Origin of the sequence: Pontibacter ruber (assembly GCF_023630205.1) — a bacterium.
GTDB lineage: Bacteria > Bacteroidota > Bacteroidia > Cytophagales > Hymenobacteraceae > Pontibacter > Pontibacter ruber.
Genome location: NZ_JALPRR010000001.1, coordinates 1,102,687 through 1,126,300, shown reverse-complemented (window position 1 = coordinate 1,126,300; position 23,614 = coordinate 1,102,687). Strand labels below are relative to the sequence as shown.

Here is a 23,614-nt window from a genome sequence, read left to right as displayed (position 1 = left end):
GAAAAGCTTTTCCTGCTCACTATCATCAGGAAATCTTATATTTGCCCTATGCGGTATTTTCTGGAGATCGCCTACGACGGCACACTTTACCATGGCTGGCAGATACAGCCCAACGCGCGCGCTGTACAAGAGGTGCTCGACGATTGCCTGAGCAAAGTGCTGCGTCACCCGATCAGCTCGACTGGCAGTGGCCGTACCGATACCGGCGTGCATGCCAGCCAGCAGTTCGTGCATTTCGATGTACCTGAGGCTTTAGATCCTGCACAGATGGTGTACCGCTTCAACCGCCTGTTGCCCGACGATATCGTGGCAAAGAACTTATACCTGGTGCCGGACGAGGCACACGCCCGCTACGATGCCTTCGCGCGCACCTACCATTATCACATCACACTGGCTAAAGATCCTTTCAAGCGCTTCTACGCCACCTACCTGAACCGTCAGCCAGACGTTGAAAAGATGAACGAGGCGGCGGCCGTTCTGCTGAAGTACGAGGATTTTACTACCTTCAGCAAAGTGAAAGGCGATACCAAGCACTACAACTGCAACATCTACGAAGCTATGTGGCGGCAGGAGGGGGATGCACTGCAGTTTACCATCCGGGCCAACCGTTTCTTAAGGGGCATGGTGCGTTTGGTGGTAGGCACGCTGCTCGACGTAGGCCGTGGCAAACTGACGGTAGCACAGTTCGAACAGGTTATTGCCAGCCAGGACAGAAGCAAGGCAAGCGGCGCTGCTCCGGCAGAAGGTTTATACCTGGCCAGGGTTGAATACCCTGAGCATCTTTTTCAGACACACCTTAAATAACCAAATAAGCTTATGCAACTAGAAGAAGATCATCTGGGGCCACACCTGAACGGCAAACACCTGCGTCCGGAAAGCCTCATGATGAGTTACGGGTACAACCCGGAGTGGTCGGAAATGGCCGTTAAAGCCCCCATCTATCAAACATCTACCTTCGTTTTCAAAACTGCTGAAGAGGGCAAAGCCTTTTTCGAACTGGCGTATGGGCTGCGCGAGAAAGGAGCAGAGGAGCAACTTGGCCTGATCTACAGCCGCCTCAACAACCCTGACCTGGAGATACTGGAAAATCGACTGCGCTTCTGGGACGGTGCCGAAGACGCGGCTGTTTTTGCCAGTGGCATGGCGGCGATCAGCACCTCCTTGCTGGCGCTGCTCAAGCCCGGCGACGTGATCCTGCACAGCGAACCCATCTACGGCGGCTCCGATTATTACATCAAAAACATCCTTCCGAAATTCGGTATACAGAGCATTGGCTTCCAGGCGAGCGCTACCGCCGAAGAAGTGGAGCAACTGCTGGAAGAAACGGGTGTGGCGGATAAGCTGGCCATGATCTACGTAGAAACGCCAGCTAACCCGACAAACCACCTGGTTGACATCGAGGCCTGCGCGGCACTGGCTAAAAAACACTCTACTGCCGATAAGAAAGTGATCGTGGCGGTGGATAATACCTTCCTGGGGCCGGTTTTCTCGCACCCGCTAAAGCACGGTGCTGATCTTATACTTTACTCGGCAACCAAGTACATCGGAGGCCACTCCGATCTGATCGCGGGTGCCTGCCTGGGCTCTGCCCCGTTGATGAAACAGGTGAAAGCTATGCGTACGTTTATGGGCTCCATGGCAAGCCCGTGGACCGGCTGGATGCTGATGCGCTCGCTGGAAACCCTGAAAATACGCATGGAAGCGCAGGCAAAAGGTGCCGAAGTAGTTGCCGCTTACCTGAAGCAGCACCCGAAAGTGGAGAAGATCTACTACCTGGGTTACCTGCAGGACAACCCGCAGCAACAAGCCATTTTCGAGAAGCAGTGCACTTCAGCAGGCTCCATGATCGCGTTTGACCTGAAAGGCGGTGAAAAAGAAGCGTTCCTGTTCCTGAACAACCTCAAGCTCATAAAACTGGCCGTAAGCTTAGGCGGTACCGAGTCGCTTGCCGAGCACCCGGCCTCCATGACCCACTCCGACATTTGCCCTGCCGACCGAGCCGTGATGGGCATTGGCGAAAGTATGATCCGTATTTCGGTAGGCGTCGAGCATCCGGAAGATATCATCGCGGATATTGAACAGGCCTTAGCCAAAGTAGAAGAGTTGGTTGAGGAAGAAGTATAAATATATAAGTGGAAGTATAGTAGAAAGCCGGAGCAGTAGTAGCTCCGGCTTTTTTATTCCCTTCCTCTAAAAACAGGGGAGGATGCTGTTATCTCGACACTCTTGAGGCGAGAGCCGAAGAGAGCCAGCATAGCTGTGAGAGATCTGGTACGGGTAAAGTATAAACCCACCCCTGCACCCCTCCAAGGAGGGGAATTCTGCTAGTGTTATACTTCAAAGTATGGGTTACATAGATGCTGTTGTAACATCTCACCCTAGCCCTCTCCTCAAGGAGAGGGGACTGTATTCCAGTTGCATAGCCGCTACCGAAGCAGTATTGTTCCAGTCCTTGGGTTGAGCGCCTTCTATTGTTGCGGTGCTGAGCGTAGCGAAGCAGCCCGCAGCGGAGCGAGGAGCAGCTTCAATAGACAGCGCGATGCCCAAGGACGAGGCCCCGCGGCCCTGAGCGCACCAAAAGCAGCTATAGAACAAAAGGTGAGTAAGACTGGGGATGAGAAGAGGCTACGAAGCAAAGGCTAGCCAGCACAAAGTATAAACCTAAGCGCTAAGAAGAGATTTTATCTGTCTCAAATGACAGATACTACAGCAATCTCCCTTCAACCAATAACTCCCTTAGAAACATTACTATCCCCGCTAAAACCATTAACTTTACAGCTGGTTACAAGTAGAAGCACGTAACAGAAAAGGCTGCTCCGGCAGTAAGCTTATACTTCAACCTCAAGACCTGACCTGTAACAAACTTGGAAAATACGCCTAAAACAACTGGTAAAGTCTTCGACTCCGATGTGCTCAAACGGCTTTTCACGTTCGTGAAGCCCTACGTCAGGATCTTTTACTTTATCGTATTCCTTACTTTTGCCTCGGCTATACTTGCCGCCGTGCGCCCTTTCCTGATCCAGTATACTGTGGATAACGAGATCCTGCAGAACGACTGGGAAGGCCTGAACAAGATGTTCGTGCTACTGGGGGTGCTGCTGGTGGTGCATGCCATTGTGCAGTACCTGCATACTTATTTCGCGGGTTGGCTGGGGCAGTACGTGGTGCGCGACATCAGGGTAAAGCTTTATCGCCACATCCTTGACCTGCGTCTCAAGTTCTTCGACCGCACGCCCATCGGCACGCTTGTTACCCGCAACGTGTCGGATGTGGAGACGCTTTCGGATGTATTCAGCGAGGGCCTGGCCGCCATGATCGGTGATATCCTGCAGCTGGTATTCATCCTGGGCTTTATGTTCTACATCGACTGGGAGCTGACGCTGGTGAGCCTTTCCACGCTGCCGATCATGCTCTTCAGTACCTACGTGTTCAAAGAAAAGATAAAAGACACCTTCCAGGAGGTGCGCACGGCCGTGGCCAGGCTCAACTCGTTTGTGCAGGAGCACATCACGGGCATGAGCATCGTGCAGATTTTCAACAACGAGAAGCGCGAGATGGACAAGTTCCGGGAGATCAACAAGGAGCATACCCGCGCCAACATTCGCTCGGTGCTCTACTACTCGGTATACTTCCCGGTAGCCGAAATCATTGGTGCAGCCGGCTTGGGTCTGCTGGTATGGTACGGTGCCCACGGCGTGATCGATGATGATATCTCGCTGGGTACGCTGATGGCATTTATCCTTTACATCCAGATGTTCTTCCGCCCGATCCGCATGATCGCTGACCGGTTCAATACGCTGCAGTTGGGGGTGGTAAGTACCGAGCGCCTCATGCGCCTGCTCGACAGCAAAGAAATGATCGCCGACAACGGCACCTTTGCTCCCGAAACCATTCGCGGCGATGTGGCTTTCCGCAATGTGTGGTTTGCCTACAACGAAGAGGAGTGGGTGCTGCGCAACATTTCGTTTGATGTGAAAGCCGGCGAAACTGTCGCTTTTGTGGGAGCAACAGGTGCCGGTAAAACATCCGTGATCAACCTGCTGACGCGCTTTTACGAGATCAACGGCGGCAATATTTACGTGGATGGGCACGATTTGAAAGAGTTTGATCTAAGTGTGCTTCGCCACCGCATTGGCGTGGTGCTGCAGGATGTATTCCTCTTCTCCGGTACCATTGCCGATAACATCAGTTTAGGCAACAAAAGTATAACCGAAGAGCAGATGTGGCATGCCGCCGACCTGGTAGGCGCCCGCAAGTTCATCGAACGGTTACCGGGAGGACTGCACTACAAAGTAATGGAGCGCGGTGCCACGCTTTCAGTGGGGCAGCGGCAGCTGATCTCGTTTGTGCGCGCCATGGTCTATAACCCGCGCATCATCATCCTGGACGAGGCCACCTCCAGCGTAGATTCCGAAACTGAAGAGCTGATCCAGTATGCTATTGATCAGCTAATGCGTGGCCGTACGTCCATCGTTATCGCCCACCGCCTCAGCACCATCCAGAAGGCGGACAAAATCATTGTGATGGAGCGGGGCGAAATAATGGAAACCGGTAACCACGAAGAACTGCTGCGGCACAACGGTTACTACGCCCAGCTGTACCAGATGCAGTACAAGAACATGATCGATCTATGAACAAAAAAGCCTTATTAGTACTGGTTGTGCTTACCATCATCGGTATAACTTTTTATACGTACCTCGGAGGATTCACCAAACCAACAGTAACGATTGCCACCTCAAAAACCATGTATGTGGCGGGTGTGCCATTCGAAGGCTCCATGAAAGATGAGAAGCTGCAGAATGCCTTTAAAATGTCGGCTGATGTATTGCAGAAGGGCAGCTTAAAGGGCACATTGGGTAACATCTACTACAACGATCCGGAAAAAAGCGGCGATAGCCTTCGTGCCTTTATTGGCATCATCATCCCTGACTCTACAGCTAAGCTGCCAAATGGTTATACGTTGCGCACGGTGCCCGGCGGGCGCAAGGTGATCCATGCCGAAGCAAATGCCAACTTAGCGCTGTTGCCCCGCAAGCTGTACACCGCCGCTTTTGATTACGCCAAGGAAGAGAAGCTGAAGATGGAAGAATTTTACGTAGAGTGGTTCCCGGAAGAGGACCAGGGGGTGCTGGAGGTTTTGGTAAAGCAATAACGCCGGCTTGTAAGTATAGATTTATACTTTATATTTGAGTAAAGCGGAAGAGGCGTAAGCAATACATCCACACGTGAAACCGGGGCAAGCGTAAAGTGAGCAAAAAGGCAGAGGTAAAAAAGGAGCTGATACTGGCAGCAGCCAAATCGGTTTTTGGGAAGCTGGGCTACAGCAAAGCCACGCTGGACGATATTGCGCACGCCATTGGTCTCAAAAAGCCCACACTATACTACTACTATAAAAGCAAGGAGGTCCTGTTTATCGAGGCTTTCTCGCAGGAGTGGAAAGACAGCCTTTACCGCATCAAGAAAATTGCCGAGCAGGAGCAGGACCCCCACAAACGCCTGCTGCTGTACATACGCTCTTCGCTACGCTACTACCAGGAGATCGTAACGCAGCACACCATCTCTATTAAGGTGCTGATTGAGACACGCAGCCTCTTTCAGGAGCTCTTCAAAGAGTCCCGGGCAAAGGAGGCCAATTTTTATACCAGCGTGATAAAAGAGGGTATCAGCCGCGGAGATTTTATCCCTTGCGAGGCCGAACGGGTAGGCTATTCCATCATGGTGATCAAAGACCTGATCCAGTTCGAGGAGTTCCAGCGGGTATACTACCACCACCTTCCTACCATTGATTTTCAGAAGATAGAGGAAGATGTGCTCTTTACAGTAAATCTGATTATTACCGGCATCCGGAAGTGTGAAGTATAAAGTACAAAAGCCGGGCTGCCGAAGAAGGTTTTATTCGGATGCCTTCAGCTGGTCCAGCTTTGCTTTCAGCGCTTCCACGTCTGCGTGATGGCCTTTGGCAACTTCTGCTGCGTCCAGCTCAAGAAGCATATCTTTCATCTGTTTGAGGTAAGCGGCTTTGTCTTTTTTCAGGCAGCCTTTGTGATGATCGTGGCAGGTGCCGTCTTCATCCATCGGCTTAAACATGCTGCCTTCGCCGTAAATGAGCCACTGCGGGTTCAAGTCCTGAAAATTTTTAAGTATGGCTACCAGCTCATCCAGGAGGTAATTCTGCCCGGAAATGATGTTGGAGAGGGTTTCACGTGAGGAGCCCGTCATTTTTTCCAGGTCATCCAGCTCCAGCTCTTTCAGGTGCGTATAAAATCTGAATCTTTTGCCGATTTGTTGCAAGTCAACAGCCATACCGAATAGAATTTAGTTGTTAGAAGTAGCTATACGTTAATTTTCGAATAACTATACGTACCTATAACATAATCTATCTCAAAAAATTCCTGCAAAGTCCTTAATGTGTGCCAAAGCCTGCCTTTCAGGCATTAACAATGAGGCAGAAAAGGCAAGCTATTCCATGTCTTCGGTTTGTAACTGGCGCTCATACAGCACTTTGTACAGGCCGGCCTGGGCAATCAGCTCATCGTGGGTGCCGTGCTGCACAATCTCCCCGTCATCCAGTACCAGTATGCGGTCGGCCAGCTTTACCGACGACACTCGGTGCGAGATAATGATGGACGTGCGGTTGACCATGATGCGGCGCAGGCTGTTAAGGATGGCGTCTTCTGTTCTAGTGTCTACCGCCGAGAGCGAGTCGTCAAGGATAAGTATACTTGGTTCGCGCACCAGCGCCCTGGCTATGGATACGCGCTGCTTCTGTCCGCCAGACAGTGTAATACCGCGTTCGCCCAGTTTGGTCTCGAACTGCTCCGGGAAGCGCATGATGTTCTCATACACGTCGGCATCTTTAGCGGCCTGCACCATCTGCTCTTCGGTTATACTTGGCAGGCCAAAACCAATGTTGTTTCGGATAGAGTCAGAGAACAGGAACACATCCTGCGGCACATACCCGATCTGGCTGCGCAGGCTCTCCAGGTTGTAGTCGCGCACGTCAATGCCGTCGATCAGAATGCGGCCCCGGGTGGCGTCGTACATACGCGGTAACAGGTTGGCAATCGTGCTCTTCCCGGAACCTGTGTTACCGATAATGGCCAGCGTCTCGCCGTGGCGGATGCGGAACGATACATCCTTCAGTGCATGGATGTTGGTGTCCGGATAAACAAAATCAACATGCTCGAATACGATATCGCCTTCGATCGGCTTAATGATGTTTTCACGGGAAACAATGTCGGTTTTGGTATGCAGAAACTCGTTGATACGCGCCTGCGATGCCGCTGCCCGCTGCACAAGGCTGGCCGTCCAACCAAGCGAGGTTACCGGCCAGGTCAGCATGTTCACGTAGATGATGAACTCGGCAATGTTACCGGTGGTAATGGTGCCGTTGATCACTTCCTGCCCGCCAATGTATACTGTTATAATAGTGCTCAGGCCCACCAGGAACAAAACCAGCGGGAAGAACAGCGAGTTAACAAAGTTCAGCTCCAGTGATTTGTCTTTATAGGTGTTGCTGGCCGTAGTAAAGTTGGCGTGCGAGTCATCTTCGCGCACAAACGACTTGAGCACCCGGATGCCTGAAAAAGCTTCCTGCACAAATGTAGTGATACCCGACAGGCTCTTCTGGATATCGTCGGATTTGCGCTCGATGATGTTGTTTACATAGTAAATGCTGATGGCAAGTATCGGCAGCGGGATCAACGTATACATGGTCAGCTTCACGTTAACCGACAGCATGTACGGAATCACCATGATGAAAAGTATGACCAGGTTGATGCCATACATAATGGCCGGTCCCAGGTACATGCGCACCCGGCTTACATCTTCCGAAATGCGCGACATCAGGTCGCCGGTGTTGTTTTTGCGGTAAAAGCTCAGCGGCAGGCTCTGGTAGTGCTCGTAAATTTCGTTCTTTAGATCGTTCTCGATCAGGCGGCTCATCACGATAATGGTCTGGCGCACAAAGAACAGGAACACGCCCCGCAGCAGCGCCATCACTAGGATCACCACCCCATACACCAGGATACTCTTCGCGAAAATATCATAAACCGTCTCCTGCTGGCTTGTTCCTTCGTAGAGGCTGTGGAGGTTGATGCCTTCCCGGATCAGGTTAAAGGAATGACGCACCACCTGGGCCGGCAGTATCTGGAAAAAGTTGGAAATGATAGTAAACACAAGGCCCCAGAAGAGCCTGTATTTATACTTGAGGAGGTACTTATTTAAATAGCGTAATGATTTCACAGCAATAGGTTAAAGCCTTAGGCTTTTACGTGGAGTTACAAAGTACAAATTGAATTAATCAAAAAAAGAATTAATTTTGCGGTGCGAAAGGGTTAGTGTTTACTAGCCTCATGCACACAAAGATAGAATAACCCTTAATCAAATTCATAAATGGTCGAAATTAAAGAAGTAGAACTGAAGAAAGACAACTCGATCTTCGGTCAGATATCAGAATACAACCATGAGAAAGTGGTTTTCTGCCATGACCACGACACAGGCCTGAAAGCCATCATCGGCATCCACAACACAGTACTTGGTCCTGCTTTGGGTGGTACGCGTATGTGGTCTTATGCTTCTGATGCAGAGGCACTGGAGGATGTGTTGCGTCTTTCAAGAGGTATGACCTATAAAGCCGCTATCTCCGGCCTGAACCTGGGCGGTGGTAAGGCTGTGATCATCGGTGATTCTAAAAAAGATAAATCTGAGGCTTTGATGCGCCGTTACGGTCGTTTCGTGAAGAACCTGAACGGTGCTTACATCACTGCCGAAGACGTAGGAACCACTACAAAAGATATGGAGTACATCAAGATGGAAACAGATCACGTAGCGGGTTTGCCTGAAGCTATGGGCGGTAGCGGTGACCCTTCGCCGGTAACAGCTTACGGTACGTACATGGGCATGAAAGCGGCTGCTAAAAAAGCATACGGCTCTGATTCCCTTTCCGGCAAGAAGATCTCTGTACAGGGTGTGGGCCACGTTGGTGGTTACCTGGTAGAGCTGCTGGCAAAAGAAAATGCAGAAATTTTCATCACAGATATCTACGAAGACCGTCTGCGTGAGATTTCAACCAAGTATGGCGCTAAAGTAGTTGGCATGGACGAGATCTATGACCTGGATGTAGATATTTATGCACCATGCGCCCTGGGCGGTACAGTAAACGATAACACCCTAAGCCGTCTGAAGTGCCAGATCATTGCAGGTTCAGCTAACAACCAGCTGCGCGACGAGAAAATACAAGGCCCTGCTCTGGCAGAGCGTGGCATTCTGTATGCGCCTGACTTCCTGATCAACGCAGGTGGTCTGATCAACGTGTACTCTGAGCTGATCGGTTACAACCGCGAGAGCGCGTATGCCCAGACAGAGCGTATCTACGGCTATACCCTGGATATTTTCGAGCTTGCCGAGAAAGAGGGCATCCATACGCAGTTAGCTGCTACAAAAATAGCTGAGAAGCGTATTCAGAGCATTGGCAAGGTACACTCTACCTACTAAGAAGCAACAGTAGTTACTATAACTATAAAGTCAAAAGTGCTGCATAACCTGTGGCACTTTTGCTTTAAACAAAGCGCTTTGCCTGCAGGCCTGTGAACTAACTTACCAAAGTATAGTTTATAGTTTCAGTATCAAGAAAAGTGCCGTATGGCAACTTTCCTTATCAGTACCGGTGTAGCAACAAGCGCCGGATTTGTTTTTATACTTACAACACAATACGCTCTTAAATATAATTATGCTCAACCGCAGAACACTACGAATCAAAGCCATGCAGGCGATTTATGCATACATGCAGGCCGAAGGTTCCGATTATCTGCTGGCGCTTGACCAGATAGCAGACGACTTTGCTCCCGACCTGAACTCGATGGAGGTGCAGGACCGAAAGCTGCTCGAAGGGAAAAAGCAGATCGCCCAGCTGCTCTTCAAAGAGTGGTTTGACACGCGCCAGTTCGAGACCGAGGAAACAGACAAAGAGATAATCGATGCGGTAAACAGAGCCATCGTTTATTATCAGAACCTGGTCAAGAAGGATTACAAGCACTACGGCAACCAGATGCTGAACGCCGTAGAGCGCATCTACGACCATTACCTGGCCACACTCCAGATACTGGAGGTGATCGTAAACCTGATCGAGGAGGAAGAAGAGAAAAAAGAAAAACGTTTTACCGCAGCCAAAGGCCCGGATGTAAAACGTTTCCTGGAAAACCGCGTGGTGCAGCGCCTGCTCAGCAACAAATCCTATCAGCAGCACATCATCCGCCGCAGCATCAGCTGGGGCTCCGATATCAGCGAGATCAGGCTGGTTTACAAAAACATCCTGAAAGAGGATGAGGCCTTTTTAACCTACCTGTCACTGCCTCAGCCAACGGCTGAAGACGACTTCGAGATCGTCAAACATATTTTCAAAAACATTATTTTTAAAGAAAAAAACTTACAATCTTTGTTTGAAGAGCAGGATCTGAACTGGGTCGAGAACAAAGCCATTGTAAAGAGCCTGGTCAACAAAACGATCAAGATCTTTAGCGAAGAGTCTGAGGAAGAGCCTGTTCTGCTGGATCTGTCTGCCAACTGGGAAGACGATAAAGCCTTTTTCGAGGAGCTTTACCACCAGACCATCCAGGATGATGAGAAGTATGAGGCGCTAATAGCCGCCAGCGTGAAGAACTGGGATGTGGAGCGTGTGGCCCTGCTCGATAAGATCATACTTAAGATGGCACTGTGCGAAATGCACATCTTCAGAAGCATACCTGTAAAAGTTACCATCAACGAGTATATCGAGATTTCCAAGCTGTACAGCACGCCAAAAAGCAAGCAGTTCGTGAACGGGGTGCTTGACAAGATGGCCCAGGAGCTTACGACAAAAGGTGATATACGCAAGTCCGGACGCGGCCTGATCGACAACAAATAGGCTTAATTATTGCAACTAGCCGTGGTATCGAAAACTCCGTAAAAGGAGGAAAATGAACACGACATATTTGAATATAGAGAACTATGAGTAAGAAGACAAACAACTTACTGGCCTTTATGTCAGGCGCTGCCACAGGTGCTGCCGTTGGTGCTGCTGTGGGTATTTTATTTGCCCCTGAAAAAGGCCGGGAAACACGTGACCGGCTTAGCTACCGCCTTGAGAAATACCGCGACAACCTGTCTGATCTGTTAGAGCAGCTGATGGCAAGCCGTGATATGGTGCCGTCAAGCACAGCTAAATCAGAAGGACAGCGGGTGATACAGGACGCCAAGGACAAAGCAGAAAAGCTGCTCGGCGACGTGGATTCCCTTATTAATGAGATCAATAGCAGGAAAGAACTATAAAACATGAGACATATTACACTTATTCCTGGCGACGGGATAGGTCCTGAAATAACGGAAGCTGTAAAAGCAATTTTTAGTGCGGCCAATGTGCCTGTAACCTGGGAAGAGGAAAACGCTGGCCAAACTACTTTTGATGCAATCGGAGAGTTGATCCCTTCCACACTGATTGCTTCTTTAAAGGAAAACAGAGTGGCTCTGAAGGGCCCTATCACGACACCGGTTGGCAAAGGCTTCAAAAGCATCAACGTGCAGCTGCGCCAGATGTTTGACCTGTACTCAAACGTAAGACCAGCTAAAACGACGCCCGGTATCGATACAAAATTCAGCAACGTGAACCTGGTGCTGTTCCGCGAGAACACCGAAGGTGCATACTCTGGCCTGGAAATTTTTGACGAGCGCCTGCAGATCTCTGATTCTATTGCCCGCATCACGCGCACCGGCTGTGAGAAAATTATTCGTGCGGCCTTTGAGTACGCTAACAAGCACAACTGCAAAAAGGTAACTGCCGTGCACAAGGCAAACATCCTGAAAAGCGCAGGCGCCTTGTTCCTGAGCATCTTCAGCCAGATTGCCAAAGAGTATCCGCACATCCAGGCGGATGACAAGATCATCGACAACATGTGCATGCAGCTGGTTGTAAAACCAGAGCAGTTCGACGTAGTGGTGACAACTAACCTGTTTGGCGATATCCTCTCTGACCTTTGCGCAGGTCTGGTAGGCGGCCTGGGTGTTGTATCCGGTGCCAACATCGGCAGCGACATGGCCATTTTTGAGGCTGTACACGGCTCTGCTCCTGATATTGCAGGCAAAGGACTGGCTAACCCGACAGCCTTGCTTCGCTCTGCGATCATGATGCTGCACCACATCGACCTGAAAGAAGAAGCCGGCCGCATAGAGGCAGCGCTCGACGCAACTTTAGCAAACAAAGAAGAGTGCACCGGCGACCTGGGTGGCCGTGCCGGCACTATGGAGTTCGCTAACAACATCATTGCAAAATTATAGAACCGAATAAAATTGTTCTTATCATGAAAAAGAACCTGTTTTTCCCTTTTGTATTAGCCGCAGGCCTGTTAGCTACCAGCTGTGACCAGGCAGCAACTACTACTGATAATGCTGCAGCCGGCGAAGCTACAGCTACAACGCCTGCCGAGCAGCCACAGCAAGTAGCCAATCCTAACGTGGCAGTTGCTGAGGAAGTAACACCATCTGCTGATGCGCCGGTAATGTCGTTCAAAGAAACAGAATACGACTTCGGTACAATCAAGCAGGGCGAGAAGGTTAACCATACTTTCCAGTTCACCAACACTGGTAAAACACCTCTTATCATTGAGAGCGCTTCTGCATCGTGCGGCTGTACAGCTCCGGACTGGACCAAAACACCGGTAGCACCAGGCCAGACAGGCGAGGTGAAAGTGGAGTTCAACAGTGCTGGCAAATTCGGACAGCAGTCTCCAACCGTAACCATCAGAGCCAACACAGAACCTAACATTGTTAGAATCTCTATGAAAGGCAATGTAGAGGGCAGCAGCGTGCCTACTGCCGGCGCAGAGGGACCTGTAAAAATCAACTAAGCTTGCCTGTAGAGGTAAGTACAATTAAATCGTTTTATGCAAACTATATTCTTACAGGCCGCACCAGACGGAGGCATGCTTCCGCAACTGCTCATGTTTGGTGCCATTATCTTGGTTTTCTATTTCTTCATGATCAGGCCGCAGCAGAAGAAGGCCAGCGACCAGAAGAAGTTTCGTGAAGAGTTGACCAAAGGCATGCGCGTGGTAACCATTGGTGGCCTGCACGGCACATTGGTTGGAATAGAAGCCGACACCGTTGTGATCGAAGTGGACAAAGGCCTGCGCCTGACGTTCGATAAGTCTGCAATCTCTATGGAAGCCACCGCTAAGGTGAAGTAAAAACAAGTAACATTGCCTTTTGAGAAAGCCCGAAATATCATTTTATGGTTTGTAAGGCCATTCAGACCACAAACAAAGCAATACTGGCGCGTAGTATTGCTTTGTTTTGTGGCGGCCTCTACATTCTGGCTGCTCAATGCCCTCAATAAAAGCTACTCCACACAAACTACCTACCCGGTCAAGTTTGTATACAACGATAAGCGGCTGGTGCCCGTTAAGCCGCTGCCTGAAGAAGTAGCCATCAACGTAACCGGCAAAGGATGGAAGCTGCTGCGCAAAGCCCTGCGGCTGGAAGTGCAGCCTGCCGAGATCTACATCCGTAATCTTCCCCGCAATAATTATCTGCTTGGCTCTGCCCTTCGGCCCGCTCTGGTCAATGCCATGGATGGATTGCAGCTCAACTTCGTAGTGACAGATACCCTATACTTTGATTTTGACAGCAAGGTAAAGCGCCGCGTCGCTTTAAAACTGGATCCAAGGCAAGCCATCGCTGCAGACCGCTATGCTGTAGTCGGGCCAATCAGAATTGCGCCGGACTCCATAACATTTACCGGTCCCTCTTCTATGGTAGACAGCATTCCCGATCCGTTTGTGCTGCGGCTGCCGGAACAAAAGCTGACAGCTCCTGCTGAGATAGAAACCCCTATTATCTACGACTATCAGGCACTGGTGAAATCCGACATAGCGGAGGCGGTTGTAAAGGTAAATGTAAAAGCGCTGGTGCAGGAAGAGCGCCAGGTAGAGCCTGAACTGGTGAACGTGCCCGAAGGTGAGAGCGTGACCATGCTACCTGGTGCCGTGCTGGTGCGCTATCAGTTGCTTGCCGACTCGGTGCCGCTCATGAACCGGGACTCCTTTAAAGCTGTACTTGATTACGCCAAGCGTAACCAACGAGACTCCACGCTGGTGCCGGAACTGGTACAAAAGCCTGCAGGAGCCCGTAACATAACATTATGGCCGGATCGGGTAAAAGTCATACTTAGGTAAGCAGATGTTGAAAATAGGTATAACCGGAGGCATAGGCGTTGGCAAAACAGTGGTTTGCCGCCTGTTCCAGCTGCTGGGTATACCTGTGTACGATGCCGATACCCGTGCCAAGTGGGTCATGCACCACAACCAGATCCTGAAAAAAGAATTAACGGAAGCCTTCGGCGCAGATGCTTATAACAAAGCCGGCGAGCTGAACCGCACCTACCTGGCAGGGGTGGTCTTTAACAATCCCGAACGCCTGGCACAGCTCAATGGTCTTGTGCATCCGCGTGTGGGCGAAGATTTCACCGACTGGCTAAAAGCACACGCAGGGGCTCCTTACATCATCAAAGAAGCAGCATTAATGTATGAGTCGGAGTCGTGGCGGCAGATGGATCAGATCATCACCGTATACGCTCCAATGGACGTTCGCATCAAACGCCTGCTGCAGCGCGACCCACACCGCACAGAAGCTGACATCCGGGCCATTATAGGGAAGCAACTGAAAGAGGAAGAGAAAATGAAGCGTGCCGATTACGTTATTTACAACGACGATAAGCAACTGCTCATCCCTCAGGTACTCACGCTACACGAGAAATTCCTGGCCCAAAGCAGCGCTGCCACTGCAGGCGCCTAAATCCCATACTTTATACTTGCTCTACCTGAATGTTACCGCTGGCTATACCAACAGCGGGAGGCACGTCGTTGACTAAAGTACAAGCTTTAGTGCAAGAAAATGCAGGGGCAAAAGGAGAAAGGGTTATACTTAGATAAAGTATGGACATAAAAAAAGGACAACTTTGCAGTTGTCCTTTTGTGGGGCGTACTGGATTCGAACCAGTGACCCCCTGCTTGTAAGGCAGGTGCTCTGAACCAGCTGAGCTAACACCCCGTTTTTTCGTTTCGTTGACCTGTTGTCCCCGTTTGATGATGCAAATATGGGGTGTTTTTCTGAATCTGCAAAACGTTTGCGAAAAAAAACTTAAATTTTTTTTCAACCGCAGCCATCTATTGTACGCCTGTATTTCTGGCTGTACCTTTAGGTTTCGTAAGGTGCTTAAAATCTGTTATTTCCCTTGAGGCAAAAAAGGCTTGTTAAAAAAGTGCTATTTTATTCTGCTGCTATTTTTTTTGCGGCAGTGGGCGTAGCATTGGCAGTAGTGTTCGCTTATCAGGATAAAATAATCAATCTTTTTGTGGCCGAGGCTAACAAGCACATCAAAACCAAGGTAGAGGTAGAGAAAATATCGCTCTCACTCTGGGACAAATTTCCGCAGGTAGCTGTAGCCCTCGATAAAGTTAACGTAATCGAGAGCGTGCCTGAAAGCACCAAGTCGCTGGCCCGGGCCCAAAAACTATACTTTACTTTCAGCCTGTGGGACATCGTGCGCGGCAAGTATAACGTGAAGCAACTGTTCATGGAGAACGGCGAAGTGCACGTGCGGGTATTGCCAACAGGTAAAGTGAACTATGACGTGCTGGTGACGGATACAACGGCTGCCAGCGAGGACTTTGCCTTCAACCTGGAAAAGATCAGCCTGAATGAAGTAGAGGTGCGTTACACCGATGAGATTCTGAAACAAAGCCATCAGGTAAAAGCCCACCAGATGGCAGCTGCGTTAGCCATACAGAACGAAACCATTGCCATAGAGGCGGAAGGCAAGGCAACGGTTAACACGATCAGAATAAGTTCAGGAGAGTACTTCAAAGGCAAAGCTGTAGATGTGCAGACTGCTCTTACAGTGAACCGGCAGAGCAAAACCATACTACTGCAGCCATCGGTTATAAAAGTTGAAGGCGCGGCTTACGAACTCGGCGGCTCGATTGGCTACGCAGGCCCCACAACGCTTGACCTGAAGCTGAACGGTAAAAATACAAGTATACAATCGATGCTGTCGTTGTTGCCGCAAAGTATAAGCAAAGAGTTCAGCCAGTACCGCAGCGACGGAGACATTTATTTTAACGGAGCCGTGAAAGGAAAAGTAACTGCCCGGGACAATCCTGAGATAACCGTTAATTTCGGCTGCCGCAATGCCTCGTTCTACCATCCGGACGTGAAGCAGCGCGTCGAGAAGTTAAATTTTGCCGGCAGCTTTACAAACGGCAAACAGCACAATGCGGCCACCTCCAGACTGGAACTTAAGAACATTACAGGTGTGCTCAGCGGGCACCCGTTCTCCGGAAATCTCACCTACAGCAATTTCGAAAATCCCACCATTGCTTTTGACGCCAAGGGCAAACTGGATGTTGGCTATGTACTGGGTCTGGCAAAGCTCGAAGAAGTACGCAGCGGCAGCGGCATAGCAGATGTGCGGATCGCGTTCTCGGGTAACTTCAACGAGTTTAAAGCACGACCCGGCAACAGCACCGTGCATACTTCCGGCGATGTCACGCTGCACAATGTATCGCTGGCGCTGCAGGACCTGCCGCTGCCACTCACCAACCTCAACGGCAACTTTATGTTCAAGAAGAACGATGTGGCCGTTTCGGATTTCAGTGGCAAGCTGGGTGAGTCGGACTTTGTGCTGAACGGTATGTTCCGCAACGTGATGGCCTGGTTGCTGCTGAACAAGCAACGGCTGCTGGTGGAGGCAGACTTCCGGAGCAATTACATGAACTTTGATCAGTTGTTGAGCCAGGAACAGAATACGGCTGCCAGCGCCCGAAAAGAAGTCAGCACCTCCGGTTATAAGTTTGTTATCTCGCCGGCCATTGCCTTTGATCTTACGGCCTCCATCGGGAAAATGAAGTTCAGGCGGTTTCAGGGCGAGCAGGTAAAAGGGGAAGTGACGCTGCGAAACCAGGTAGTGTCTTCGCCTAATATTTCTTTCAATACCATTGGCGGCAGCTTTGCCGTGCGTGGCACGCTTGATGCCCGTTCCCGTGAGCACATCAAGGTCAGCACTGCCTCGCGGCTCGACAACATGAATGTGGAAAGCCTGTTTTATGTATTCGAGAACTTTGGACAGGATTTTATAGTTGACCGGAACCTGCGCGGCAACCTTACCGCAGACATTGTATCGGAAGTGTACTTTGACAGCGGCCTGAACCCTAAGACCGACCTGCTGCAGGCCGAAATAGCCGCTACCGTACGCAACGGTCAGCTAATCAATTTTGCACCCATGCAAAAGATGTCAGCTTTCGTAAAGCGTTCCGAGTTGGCCAACATGCATTTTGCCGAACTGCATAATAATTTCTGGATACAGCAGCGCACCATTTATATTCCTGAAATGGATATCCGCTCGAATTTATCGGCTATGCCGGTTGTCTCAGTCTCTGGCATGCATACGTTCGATCAGGACATGGACTACAAGATCAAGCTGCCGTTGCTAAAGAGCCGCAGGCCCGATAAGGACTCCGTGTACGGTGTGGTGGCAGATGATACAGATGCCGGCAACAGCATGCTCTATCTCACCCTGAAAGGCAAGGAAAACAACTTTAAGGTAGCCTATGACAATGAGCGGGTGCGTGAAAAAATACGCGATGATCTGAAGCAGGAGAAACAGGAACTCCGAGACCTGTTGCGGGGCAAAAAACCACAGAAAAAAGAGAAGAAGGTAGAACTGCAGGAAGATGAGTATTTTGATTTTGACAACTAAAGCTCTGCAAGAGAATAACAGGTGGTGACTGTCAGTAGTTTATACTTCCCATACAAAGAAATAACACGCCAAGTTAATTTATATAGATTAAGTTATATTTAACCTATACTCTGTGTTATGATAAGTTTACTCTTAAATAAGAGAGGAATATTAAAAAAATTATGTTTCAGGTATAACTATAACCTATAAGGCACGTTAAAGAAAGCAAAACTACAAAAAACAACAAGAGGTTGAGAGTAGTATAATGGTTTTAGGTTTAATCGGATACTTGATTAGGTTATATTGTTTAGAAGGGTTTTGAATATAATGCTACCGAGGTATCCTCGATGAGAGATTAAAAATATAAGGGTGAAAAAAAAGCCGGAGTTTCTCCGGCTTTTTTGTTTTCGATCACTCCATATCTGAAGCAGGCATAACCTGAAGGCGCTGACTGGCAGGCTGCTTTTCCTGCGGGCGCTCTATGTACAGCGTCTGAGACGGGAAAGCGAATTCGGCACCGTTCCTTTCTACGATCTCCACAATCTTGTACGTGATCTCCTGCTTGATGTCGATATACTCGTTCCAATCAATTGTATTGATAAAGTAGAGCACCATTACGTCTTTTGAGTGAGGGCCCAGTTTCAGGAACCGGGTGCGTCCGTCCTGGTTCGTCATCGGGTGGTTGTCAATGTACTCCTGGATCTCCGTAACGATTGTTCTGATCTGTTCTGAAGTGGTGTTATAGGTCAGGTTGATATCAAAGTTAACCCGGCGGAAGGTGCGCAGCGTCAGGTTGTTGAGCGGCTTATCGATCATACTTTTGTTTGGCACCGTTACAAAGGTTTTTTCCAGCGTTCGGATGCGCGTACTTCTAAAGCCGATCTTTTCAATCACGCCTGTTATACCACCCACTTCCACAAGGTCGCCTACCACAAACGGTTGGTCCAGGAAAATGGTGAAGGAAGCCAGCAGGTTCTCTAAGCTTTCTTTGGCTGCAAACGCAATGGCTAAACCACCCACTCCCAGACCTGCTACCAGGCCTGCTACGTTCACGCCAAACACCGAGCCCAGCATTACCAGGAACGCAAAGATCCAAATCATGACCTTCGAGAAGTCCTTAAAGAAAGGCACCAGCTGGTCGTCGAGCTTAGAGGCTGTTTTTGCGCTCCGGTGGCTAAAGATCAGCCCGACAAAGTCGGCAAAGCGGGTGATGACCCACGTAACGGCCACGATCACAAAGATCTGGTAAGTACGGAAAGCAAACCGTTTGATGAACGGTTCATTCTTGTTGCCGGCTTCTGTCGGATCCAGTGGAAAATCCAGCATTTGGACGGCAAAGTAGAGGAAGACAAGGAAAAGAAGCACCTCCAGCGGCTGTATCAGCAGGCGCCGGAAAGAGGTCTGGCTTTCTTCATCATCCGAGAACCGCTTTACCAGCTTAAACATGATGCCCGTAACTAACCGGGACAACAGTGTTTTGAAGATAAAGCCAAACAGCAGGATGCCGGCAAACCACAGGTAATTGGCAATGGTGTTGCCTAAAAACTCATACTTTAACAAATCACTCCAAAGCATAGGCAAATAATATTACAGGAGCTCACTGAGCGCAATCTCAAAGCTGGTTTTGGCAATTTCTGTTCTCTGGGTGTTCTTCTGGTAGGTTCTCTCCAGCGCTCTTCTGATAGTGTTGGAGATGTCGGTGAAAATGGCTTCATCTGTGATTTCAACATCACTTTCCATCAGGTAGGCAAACACACGGGCCATACCGCAGTTGGCAATAAAGTCCGGTATAACCGAAACATTCTGGTCGGCAAACTCGCCGGTTGGGCCGAAGAAGATCTCCGGATCTTGGAACGGCACGTTGGCTCCGGAGGAGATAACCTCCAGTCCGCTGCCGATCATCTGCTCTAGTTGCGGACGTGTTACCAGCCTGGAAGCCGCTGCAGGTATAAATATCTCTGCTCCCATAGACCAGATGCGATTATTTACTTCTTCAAAAGATAACAGGCCCTGCGGGTTCAAGGCATTGCCTTGGCGGTTCAGGAACAGTTCTGTGATCTCCTCGAAAGTATAACCCTCCGGGTTCAGCAGGCCACCGGCCCTGTCGATGATACCCACAATTCTGGCGCCTTTGGCTGCCAGGTAGTAGGCTGCCGCAGCACCCACGTTGCCCCAGCCCTGGATAATGGCACGCTTTCCTTCAAACTGCCCGCCCCAGATATCATAATAATGACGCACCGCCTCGGCAACGCCAAAGCCAGTGATCATGTCGGCTACCGTATACTTGCGTGCCGTGGATGGCGTATAGTGGGCGTCTTCAATCACTTTCACGACTCCCTGGCGCAACTGCCCGATCTTGTTGATCTTTTGTGGTTCGGTGGCATTAAAATGTCCGTTCACAACGCCTTCCTGCGGATGCCACAAGCCATAATCTTCCGTGATCGGAATTACCTCATGTATCTCGTCCACGTTCAGGTCGCCGCCGGTGCCGTAGTAGTTTTTCAGTAAGGGGAATACGGCTTTGTACCAGCGCTCCAGCACGCCACGCTTGCGCGGGTCGGCAGGGTCAAAGTTGATGCCGGATTTAGCACCGCCAATGGCAGGGCCCGAAACGGTAAATTTCACTTCCATGGTCTTCGCCAGAGATTCCACCTCGCGCTTGTCCAGGCCTTTGCGCATGCGGGTGCCACCACCTGCCGCTCCGCCACGCAGCGAGTTGATCACCACCCAGCCTTCGGCTTCTGTTTCAGGGTCTTTCCACTCAAATACTATTTCAGGTCTTTTGTTCTCGAATTTCTCAAGTAAGTCTTTCATTTTAAAAGGCTTGGTTATTAAGGTTTGGCAAAGGTACAAAATTTGGCGGGAGCATACTTCCGCAGGCAAGCTAGCCCAGGTAAATAGCGCCTCCTATGTTGTTTTTAGCGGCTCCTGTAACGCTACGAAGGCAATTGTGCTCTCCGCGCCAGCGCAATACCCCCAGAAAGGCAAAGATCAAGGCTTCTTTAAAAGAAACCACCTCGGGAGCCGGAATCTCTACCCGGTACTGTGGCCCCAGGTACTGCTGAAATAGCTCTACCAGAAAGGTATTAAATGCACCACCGCCAGTTAACAGCACCCGGTGCTGCCCCTCGTGCAATGGTTCCAGGGCCTGTTGCAGTTGCATGGCAACGTGGTGGCAGGTCGTGTGCAGTTTGTCCTCCAACGAATAAGAAGAGGTAGCTAGTGTATGCAGGCTGTTTTCTAGGATCCACTCTTTGCCTAGCGACTTGGGGTAAGGATCGGAGAAATATGCAGGGGCGTTCAGTTGCAGCAGCAGGTCATGGCGTAAGGTGCCTTGTCGGGCCATTTGGCCACCCGCGTCGTAGGCCATGCCTGCGCTGTTGGCAAGCGTGTTGAGTAACATATTACAGGCACTTATATCAAAAGCCAGTCGTTTGCCGTTCTTGGAAAACGACACATTGGAAATGCCCCCTAGGTTCACACAAAAGTCATAGTCTTTGAAAAGCAGCTCATCGCCTATAGGTACAAGCGGAGCGCCCTGGCCACCCAAGGCAATGTCGAGGGTGCGGAAGTCGCAGACAACGGGAAGTTGGGCATGAGCTGCCAGGTAGGCGCCGTTGCCGAGCTGCAGGGAGATGTGCTGGTCGGGTTGGTGGAAGATGGTATGCCCGTGCGAGGCAACGAAATCAAGCTGCAGGTTGTGCTCCTCTACAAAGGTGCGGACCTGCTGTCCCAAATATTTTCCATAGGCATGATCGAGGGCAATTAGCTCGCGTCCGGTAGCTGTTTCGGCACCCCGGAGGGAGTCAATCCAACAATCAGCATATACCAATGTATTAGCATTAAGTATATTATATATCCAATTATGCTCTTTATACGTAAATCTACAATAAGCTATGTCTAGCCCGTCTAACGAGGTGCCAGACATAAGTCCGAGTACATGAAAAGTGTCCATGGGACGAAGTTAAGCAAATGATTCAATGGCAGGTTAGTTAATCGAGCCTGGTGTCGTATAATTCTTAATTGTGAATAGGAGTGTTAAATGTATGTAGAAACTGTAAGGTAGAATTTTAAATTATGAAAAGTTTGTTGTCTAGAATTGAGTCAAAAAAAATAGATAAGGCGGCTGCCATGCTGAAAGTGCTGGCTCACCCAAAACGGCTGGCTATTGTGGATCTGCTTGGTAAGGAGGAGAAAATGACCGTTACTGAGATTTATAAGTACCTGGATCTGCCTCAGGCTATTGCATCACAACACCTCATTACCCTTAAAGACAAGGGCGTGCTTTCTTCTTTTAAAGTAGGCACCAAAATCTATTATTCACTCTCTATTCCGAAGTTGATTGATGTGATAGATTGCCTGGAAGAATGCTGCATCGATATTTAAGGGTAGCTTGGTACGGAGCAACTGCTCCGGCGAGTTGCTATACTTTAAAAGCCTAAGGTCTCTGTCACCTTCTGTAAAAAGAAGCTCACAGAGACCTTAGGCTTTTAAATTTTACTAAAAAAATATAGCTGTTTACTTATTTTCGGAGCCGGCCTCTGCTGACTGCTTTTCCAGGTCAAAAAGGTCGTTCAGCACGTCCATCAGCGTCTCTGCCTCACCCCGCTTACAGGCTGCTTTGAGCTGCAGTACCGGCAGTTTGATGATCTTCTGCATCATGGATTTGGTTACGCTATCCAGGCGTTTGGCTTCTTCCGGACCGAGCTTTTTCATGTAGCGTGCCATCTCTTCCTGACGGATCGCTTCCAGCGCATTCTTCAGCTTGTTGATCGTTGGCGACACCATCATCTCTTTGGTCCAGTCCTGAAAGGCGTCTATACTTTCAGCGATGATCGCCTTAACCTTAGGAATGGAAGCGATACGCTGCTGCAGTGCCTCTGAGGCTTTGTTCTGAATTGTGTCGATGTTGTAAAGCAGCACACCCGGTATACTTTCCACCTCCGGCTCCACGCTGCGGGGTACCGACAGGTCGATGAAGAACTTGTAGGAAAGTACGTTCAGGCGCGCAATCATCTCTTTGGTAAAGAAAGGCGTTTCGCGGGCTACCGAAGAAATCACAACATCCGCCTCTTTCAGCCCTTGTACGATCTGCTCAAAAGGGAGCACTTCCATGCCGCATTCGTCAGCCAGAAGCTGTGCCTTGGCCAAGGTGCGGTTGGTGATCTTTACGTTCTTGAAGCTGGTGTTGTCTTTCAGGTTACGGCATACATCGGCACCTATCTCACCCAAACCCACCACCAGGATCTTAGGATCCGCGATGTCGGCGGTAAGCTCTTCTATCAGTTCGATAGCGGCATAGGACGTAGAGGCAGCTCCGTCACGGAAGGCTGTCTCCTGTACCACGCGTTTGTTGGTGAAGAAGATAGAGTGCATCAGGCGGTGCAGGAACGGACCAGCCGTCTCGTTGTCGGCTGCCCACTGGTAGGCCTGTTTCACCTGGTTGGATATCTGCATATCGCCCACCACCTGCGATTCAAGCCCCATCGACACCTCATAAAGGTGCTGTACGGCATCGGAGTGCTCGTTCAGGATGGTGAAATAGTCGAGGTATTGGCTGATGTTAGAAATGCCTTTGGTGATGCCGAGCAGCTTTACGATTTCGGTGCTGTAGTCGGTATCGGCATTATAGTATACTTCGGTGCGGTTGCAGGTAGAGAGCACCAATATATCAGAGGCCTGTATAAAGTCCTTGAGTGTCTGAAGAAATTGCCTGCACGAGATCTCATCTAAGGCAATCAGTTCCCTGATATCCAGCGGCGCTTTCTTGTAAGACAGGCTGATTGCTTTGAAATTCTGAAGCATGATAACGTCTGAAATTCTAAAGTGCAAAATTAACTCCTGAATTAT

21 protein-coding genes and 1 tRNA gene are annotated in these 23,614 nt (G+C 49.8%); 15 read left to right on the top strand and 7 right to left on the bottom strand.

Translation table 11 applies throughout. From position 1 onward, the window contains the following. Positions 1-48: 48 nt before the first annotated feature. The 5 genes from truA (at position 49) to MJ611_RS04990 (ending at position 5,862) form a co-directional block, all read left to right on the top strand. Positions 49-804 carry a tRNA pseudouridine(38-40) synthase TruA gene (truA, locus tag MJ611_RS05010; RefSeq protein ID WP_250428780.1) on the top strand — a complete coding sequence of 252 codons (756 nt, stop codon included), beginning with the start codon at positions 49-51 and terminating at the stop codon, positions 802-804. A gap of 12 nt (positions 805-816) precedes the next feature. Beyond that, a complete protein-coding gene (locus tag MJ611_RS05005; protein ID WP_250428410.1) occupies positions 817-2,124 on the top strand; it encodes a cystathionine gamma-synthase family protein in 1,308 nt (435 codons plus the stop codon). Between the two features lie 740 nt (positions 2,125-2,864). After that, positions 2,865-4,634 (top strand): ABC transporter ATP-binding protein, encoded by a 1,770-nt coding sequence (locus MJ611_RS05000; RefSeq protein ID WP_250428409.1) that lies wholly within the window; start codon positions 2,865-2,867, stop codon positions 4,632-4,634. Continuing rightward, positions 4,631-5,152: a GyrI-like domain-containing protein gene (locus MJ611_RS04995; RefSeq protein WP_250428408.1), complete on the top strand. Its 522-nt coding sequence runs from the start codon at positions 4,631-4,633 to the stop codon at positions 5,150-5,152. Before MJ611_RS05000 ends, MJ611_RS04995 begins: the two co-directional genes overlap by 4 nt. 95 nt (positions 5,153-5,247) lie before the next feature. Next, positions 5,248-5,862, top strand: coding sequence for a TetR/AcrR family transcriptional regulator (locus MJ611_RS04990; protein ID WP_250428407.1), 615 nt, complete (start codon positions 5,248-5,250; stop codon positions 5,860-5,862). A 30-nt stretch (positions 5,863-5,892) separates the two neighbouring features. Here MJ611_RS04990 and MJ611_RS04985 read toward each other — a convergent pair whose 3' ends face one another. Then, positions 5,893-6,303, bottom strand: coding sequence for a helix-turn-helix domain-containing protein (locus MJ611_RS04985; protein WP_250428406.1), 411 nt, complete (start codon positions 6,301-6,303; stop codon positions 5,893-5,895). Between the two features lie 156 nt (positions 6,304-6,459). Next, positions 6,460-8,244: an ABC transporter ATP-binding protein gene (locus MJ611_RS04980; protein ID WP_250428405.1), complete on the bottom strand. Its 1,785-nt coding sequence runs from the start codon at positions 8,242-8,244 to the stop codon at positions 6,460-6,462. Positions 8,245-8,394: 150 nt separating this feature from the next. Here MJ611_RS04980 and MJ611_RS04975 point away from each other — a divergent pair, with 150 nt between their 5' ends. The 8 genes from MJ611_RS04975 to coaE all read left to right on the top strand — a co-directional run bounded on the left by MJ611_RS04975 (position 8,395) and on the right by coaE (position 14,823). Next, on the top strand, positions 8,395-9,495 hold the full coding sequence (locus tag MJ611_RS04975; protein WP_250428404.1) for a Glu/Leu/Phe/Val family dehydrogenase: 1,101 nt from the start codon (positions 8,395-8,397) through the stop codon (positions 9,493-9,495). Between the two features lie 268 nt (positions 9,496-9,763). Then, the gene (gene nusB, locus MJ611_RS04970) at positions 9,764-10,903 is read left to right on the top strand and encodes a transcription antitermination factor NusB (protein ID WP_250428403.1); all 1,140 of its coding nucleotides are present in this window, start codon (positions 9,764-9,766) and stop codon (positions 10,901-10,903) included. An 83-nt stretch (positions 10,904-10,986) separates the two neighbouring features. Continuing rightward, a complete protein-coding gene (locus tag MJ611_RS04965; protein WP_250428402.1) occupies positions 10,987-11,307 on the top strand; it encodes a YtxH domain-containing protein in 321 nt (106 codons plus the stop codon). A 3-nt stretch (positions 11,308-11,310) separates the two neighbouring features. Beyond that, the gene (locus tag MJ611_RS04960) at positions 11,311-12,309 is read left to right on the top strand and encodes an isocitrate/isopropylmalate dehydrogenase family protein (protein WP_250428401.1); all 999 of its coding nucleotides are present in this window, start codon (positions 11,311-11,313) and stop codon (positions 12,307-12,309) included. A gap of 23 nt (positions 12,310-12,332) precedes the next feature. Beyond that, positions 12,333-12,878 carry a DUF1573 domain-containing protein gene (locus MJ611_RS04955; protein WP_250428400.1) on the top strand — a complete coding sequence of 182 codons (546 nt, stop codon included), beginning with the start codon at positions 12,333-12,335 and terminating at the stop codon, positions 12,876-12,878. A gap of 36 nt (positions 12,879-12,914) precedes the next feature. After that, entirely contained in the window at positions 12,915-13,217 is a 303-nt protein-coding gene (yajC, locus tag MJ611_RS04950; RefSeq protein ID WP_250428399.1) for a preprotein translocase subunit YajC, read from the top strand. Positions 13,218-13,325: 108 nt separating this feature from the next. Next, positions 13,326-14,204: a YbbR-like domain-containing protein gene (locus tag MJ611_RS04945; RefSeq protein WP_250428398.1), complete on the top strand. Its 879-nt coding sequence runs from the start codon at positions 13,326-13,328 to the stop codon at positions 14,202-14,204. Between the two features lie 4 nt (positions 14,205-14,208). Continuing rightward, a complete protein-coding gene (gene coaE / locus MJ611_RS04940) occupies positions 14,209-14,823 on the top strand; it encodes a dephospho-CoA kinase (RefSeq protein ID WP_250428397.1) in 615 nt (204 codons plus the stop codon). 180 nt (positions 14,824-15,003) lie between these two features. Here coaE and MJ611_RS04935 read toward each other — a convergent pair. Then, positions 15,004-15,078, bottom strand: a tRNA-Val gene (locus MJ611_RS04935). A 211-nt stretch (positions 15,079-15,289) separates the two neighbouring features. Between MJ611_RS04935 and MJ611_RS04930 the strand changes: the two genes are divergently transcribed. Beyond that, entirely contained in the window at positions 15,290-17,785 is a 2,496-nt protein-coding gene (locus tag MJ611_RS04930) for a YhdP family protein (protein ID WP_250428396.1), read from the top strand. Positions 17,786-18,175: 390 nt separating this feature from the next. Here MJ611_RS04930 and MJ611_RS04925 read toward each other — a convergent pair whose 3' ends face one another. The 3 genes from MJ611_RS04925 to MJ611_RS04915 all read right to left on the bottom strand — a co-directional run bounded on the left by MJ611_RS04925 (position 18,176) and on the right by MJ611_RS04915 (position 21,719). Beyond that, positions 18,176-19,339, bottom strand: a complete 1,164-nt coding sequence (locus MJ611_RS04925; protein WP_250428395.1) for a mechanosensitive ion channel family protein — start codon at positions 19,337-19,339, stop codon at positions 18,176-18,178. A gap of 12 nt (positions 19,340-19,351) precedes the next feature. Then, complete coding sequence (locus tag MJ611_RS04920) at positions 19,352-20,578, bottom strand: Glu/Leu/Phe/Val dehydrogenase dimerization domain-containing protein (protein ID WP_250428394.1); 1,227 nt, start codon at positions 20,576-20,578, stop codon at positions 19,352-19,354. 70 nt (positions 20,579-20,648) lie between these two features. Beyond that, on the bottom strand, positions 20,649-21,719 hold the full coding sequence (locus MJ611_RS04915) for an anhydro-N-acetylmuramic acid kinase (RefSeq protein ID WP_262921585.1): 1,071 nt from the start codon (positions 21,717-21,719) through the stop codon (positions 20,649-20,651). Positions 21,720-21,841: 122 nt separating this feature from the next. Between MJ611_RS04915 and MJ611_RS04910 the strand changes: the two genes are divergently transcribed. Then, positions 21,842-22,150 carry an ArsR/SmtB family transcription factor gene (locus MJ611_RS04910; protein ID WP_018476478.1) on the top strand — a complete coding sequence of 103 codons (309 nt, stop codon included), beginning with the start codon at positions 21,842-21,844 and terminating at the stop codon, positions 22,148-22,150. Positions 22,151-22,282: 132 nt separating this feature from the next. Here the strand turns inward: MJ611_RS04910 and hemA are convergent, their stop codons facing one another. Continuing rightward, on the bottom strand, positions 22,283-23,569 hold the full coding sequence (hemA, locus tag MJ611_RS04905) for a glutamyl-tRNA reductase (RefSeq protein ID WP_250428393.1): 1,287 nt from the start codon (positions 23,567-23,569) through the stop codon (positions 22,283-22,285). Positions 23,570-23,614 lie beyond the last annotated feature (45 nt).

Coding starts and splice junctions, on each gene's coding strand:
- MJ611_RS04995 (WP_250428408.1), top strand. CDS start 4,631: ATGAACAAAAAAGCCTTATTAGTACTGGTTGTGCTTACCATCATCGGT.
- MJ611_RS04965 (WP_250428402.1), top strand. CDS start 10,987: ATGAGTAAGAAGACAAACAACTTACTGGCCTTTATGTCAGGCGCTGCC.
- MJ611_RS04920 (WP_250428394.1), bottom strand. CDS start 20,578: ATGAAAGACTTACTTGAGAAATTCGAGAACAAAAGACCTGAAATAGTA.
- MJ611_RS04975 (WP_250428404.1), top strand. CDS start 8,395: ATGGTCGAAATTAAAGAAGTAGAACTGAAGAAAGACAACTCGATCTTC.
- MJ611_RS04910 (WP_018476478.1), top strand. CDS start 21,842: ATGAAAAGTTTGTTGTCTAGAATTGAGTCAAAAAAAATAGATAAGGCG.
- MJ611_RS04955 (WP_250428400.1), top strand. CDS start 12,333: ATGAAAAAGAACCTGTTTTTCCCTTTTGTATTAGCCGCAGGCCTGTTA.
- MJ611_RS05005 (WP_250428410.1), top strand. CDS start 817: ATGCAACTAGAAGAAGATCATCTGGGGCCACACCTGAACGGCAAACAC.
- MJ611_RS04960 (WP_250428401.1), top strand. CDS start 11,311: ATGAGACATATTACACTTATTCCTGGCGACGGGATAGGTCCTGAAATA.
- MJ611_RS04915 (WP_262921585.1), bottom strand. CDS start 21,719: ATGGACACTTTTCATGTACTCGGACTTATGTCTGGCACCTCGTTAGAC.
- coaE (WP_250428397.1), top strand. CDS start 14,209: ATGTTGAAAATAGGTATAACCGGAGGCATAGGCGTTGGCAAAACAGTG.
- MJ611_RS04985 (WP_250428406.1), bottom strand. CDS start 6,303: ATGGCTGTTGACTTGCAACAAATCGGCAAAAGATTCAGATTTTATACG.
- MJ611_RS04925 (WP_250428395.1), bottom strand. CDS start 19,339: ATGCTTTGGAGTGATTTGTTAAAGTATGAGTTTTTAGGCAACACCATT.
- hemA (WP_250428393.1), bottom strand. CDS start 23,569: ATGCTTCAGAATTTCAAAGCAATCAGCCTGTCTTACAAGAAAGCGCCG.
- truA (WP_250428780.1), top strand. CDS start 49: ATGCGGTATTTTCTGGAGATCGCCTACGACGGCACACTTTACCATGGC.
- yajC (WP_250428399.1), top strand. CDS start 12,915: ATGCAAACTATATTCTTACAGGCCGCACCAGACGGAGGCATGCTTCCG.
- nusB (WP_250428403.1), top strand. CDS start 9,764: ATGCAGGCGATTTATGCATACATGCAGGCCGAAGGTTCCGATTATCTG.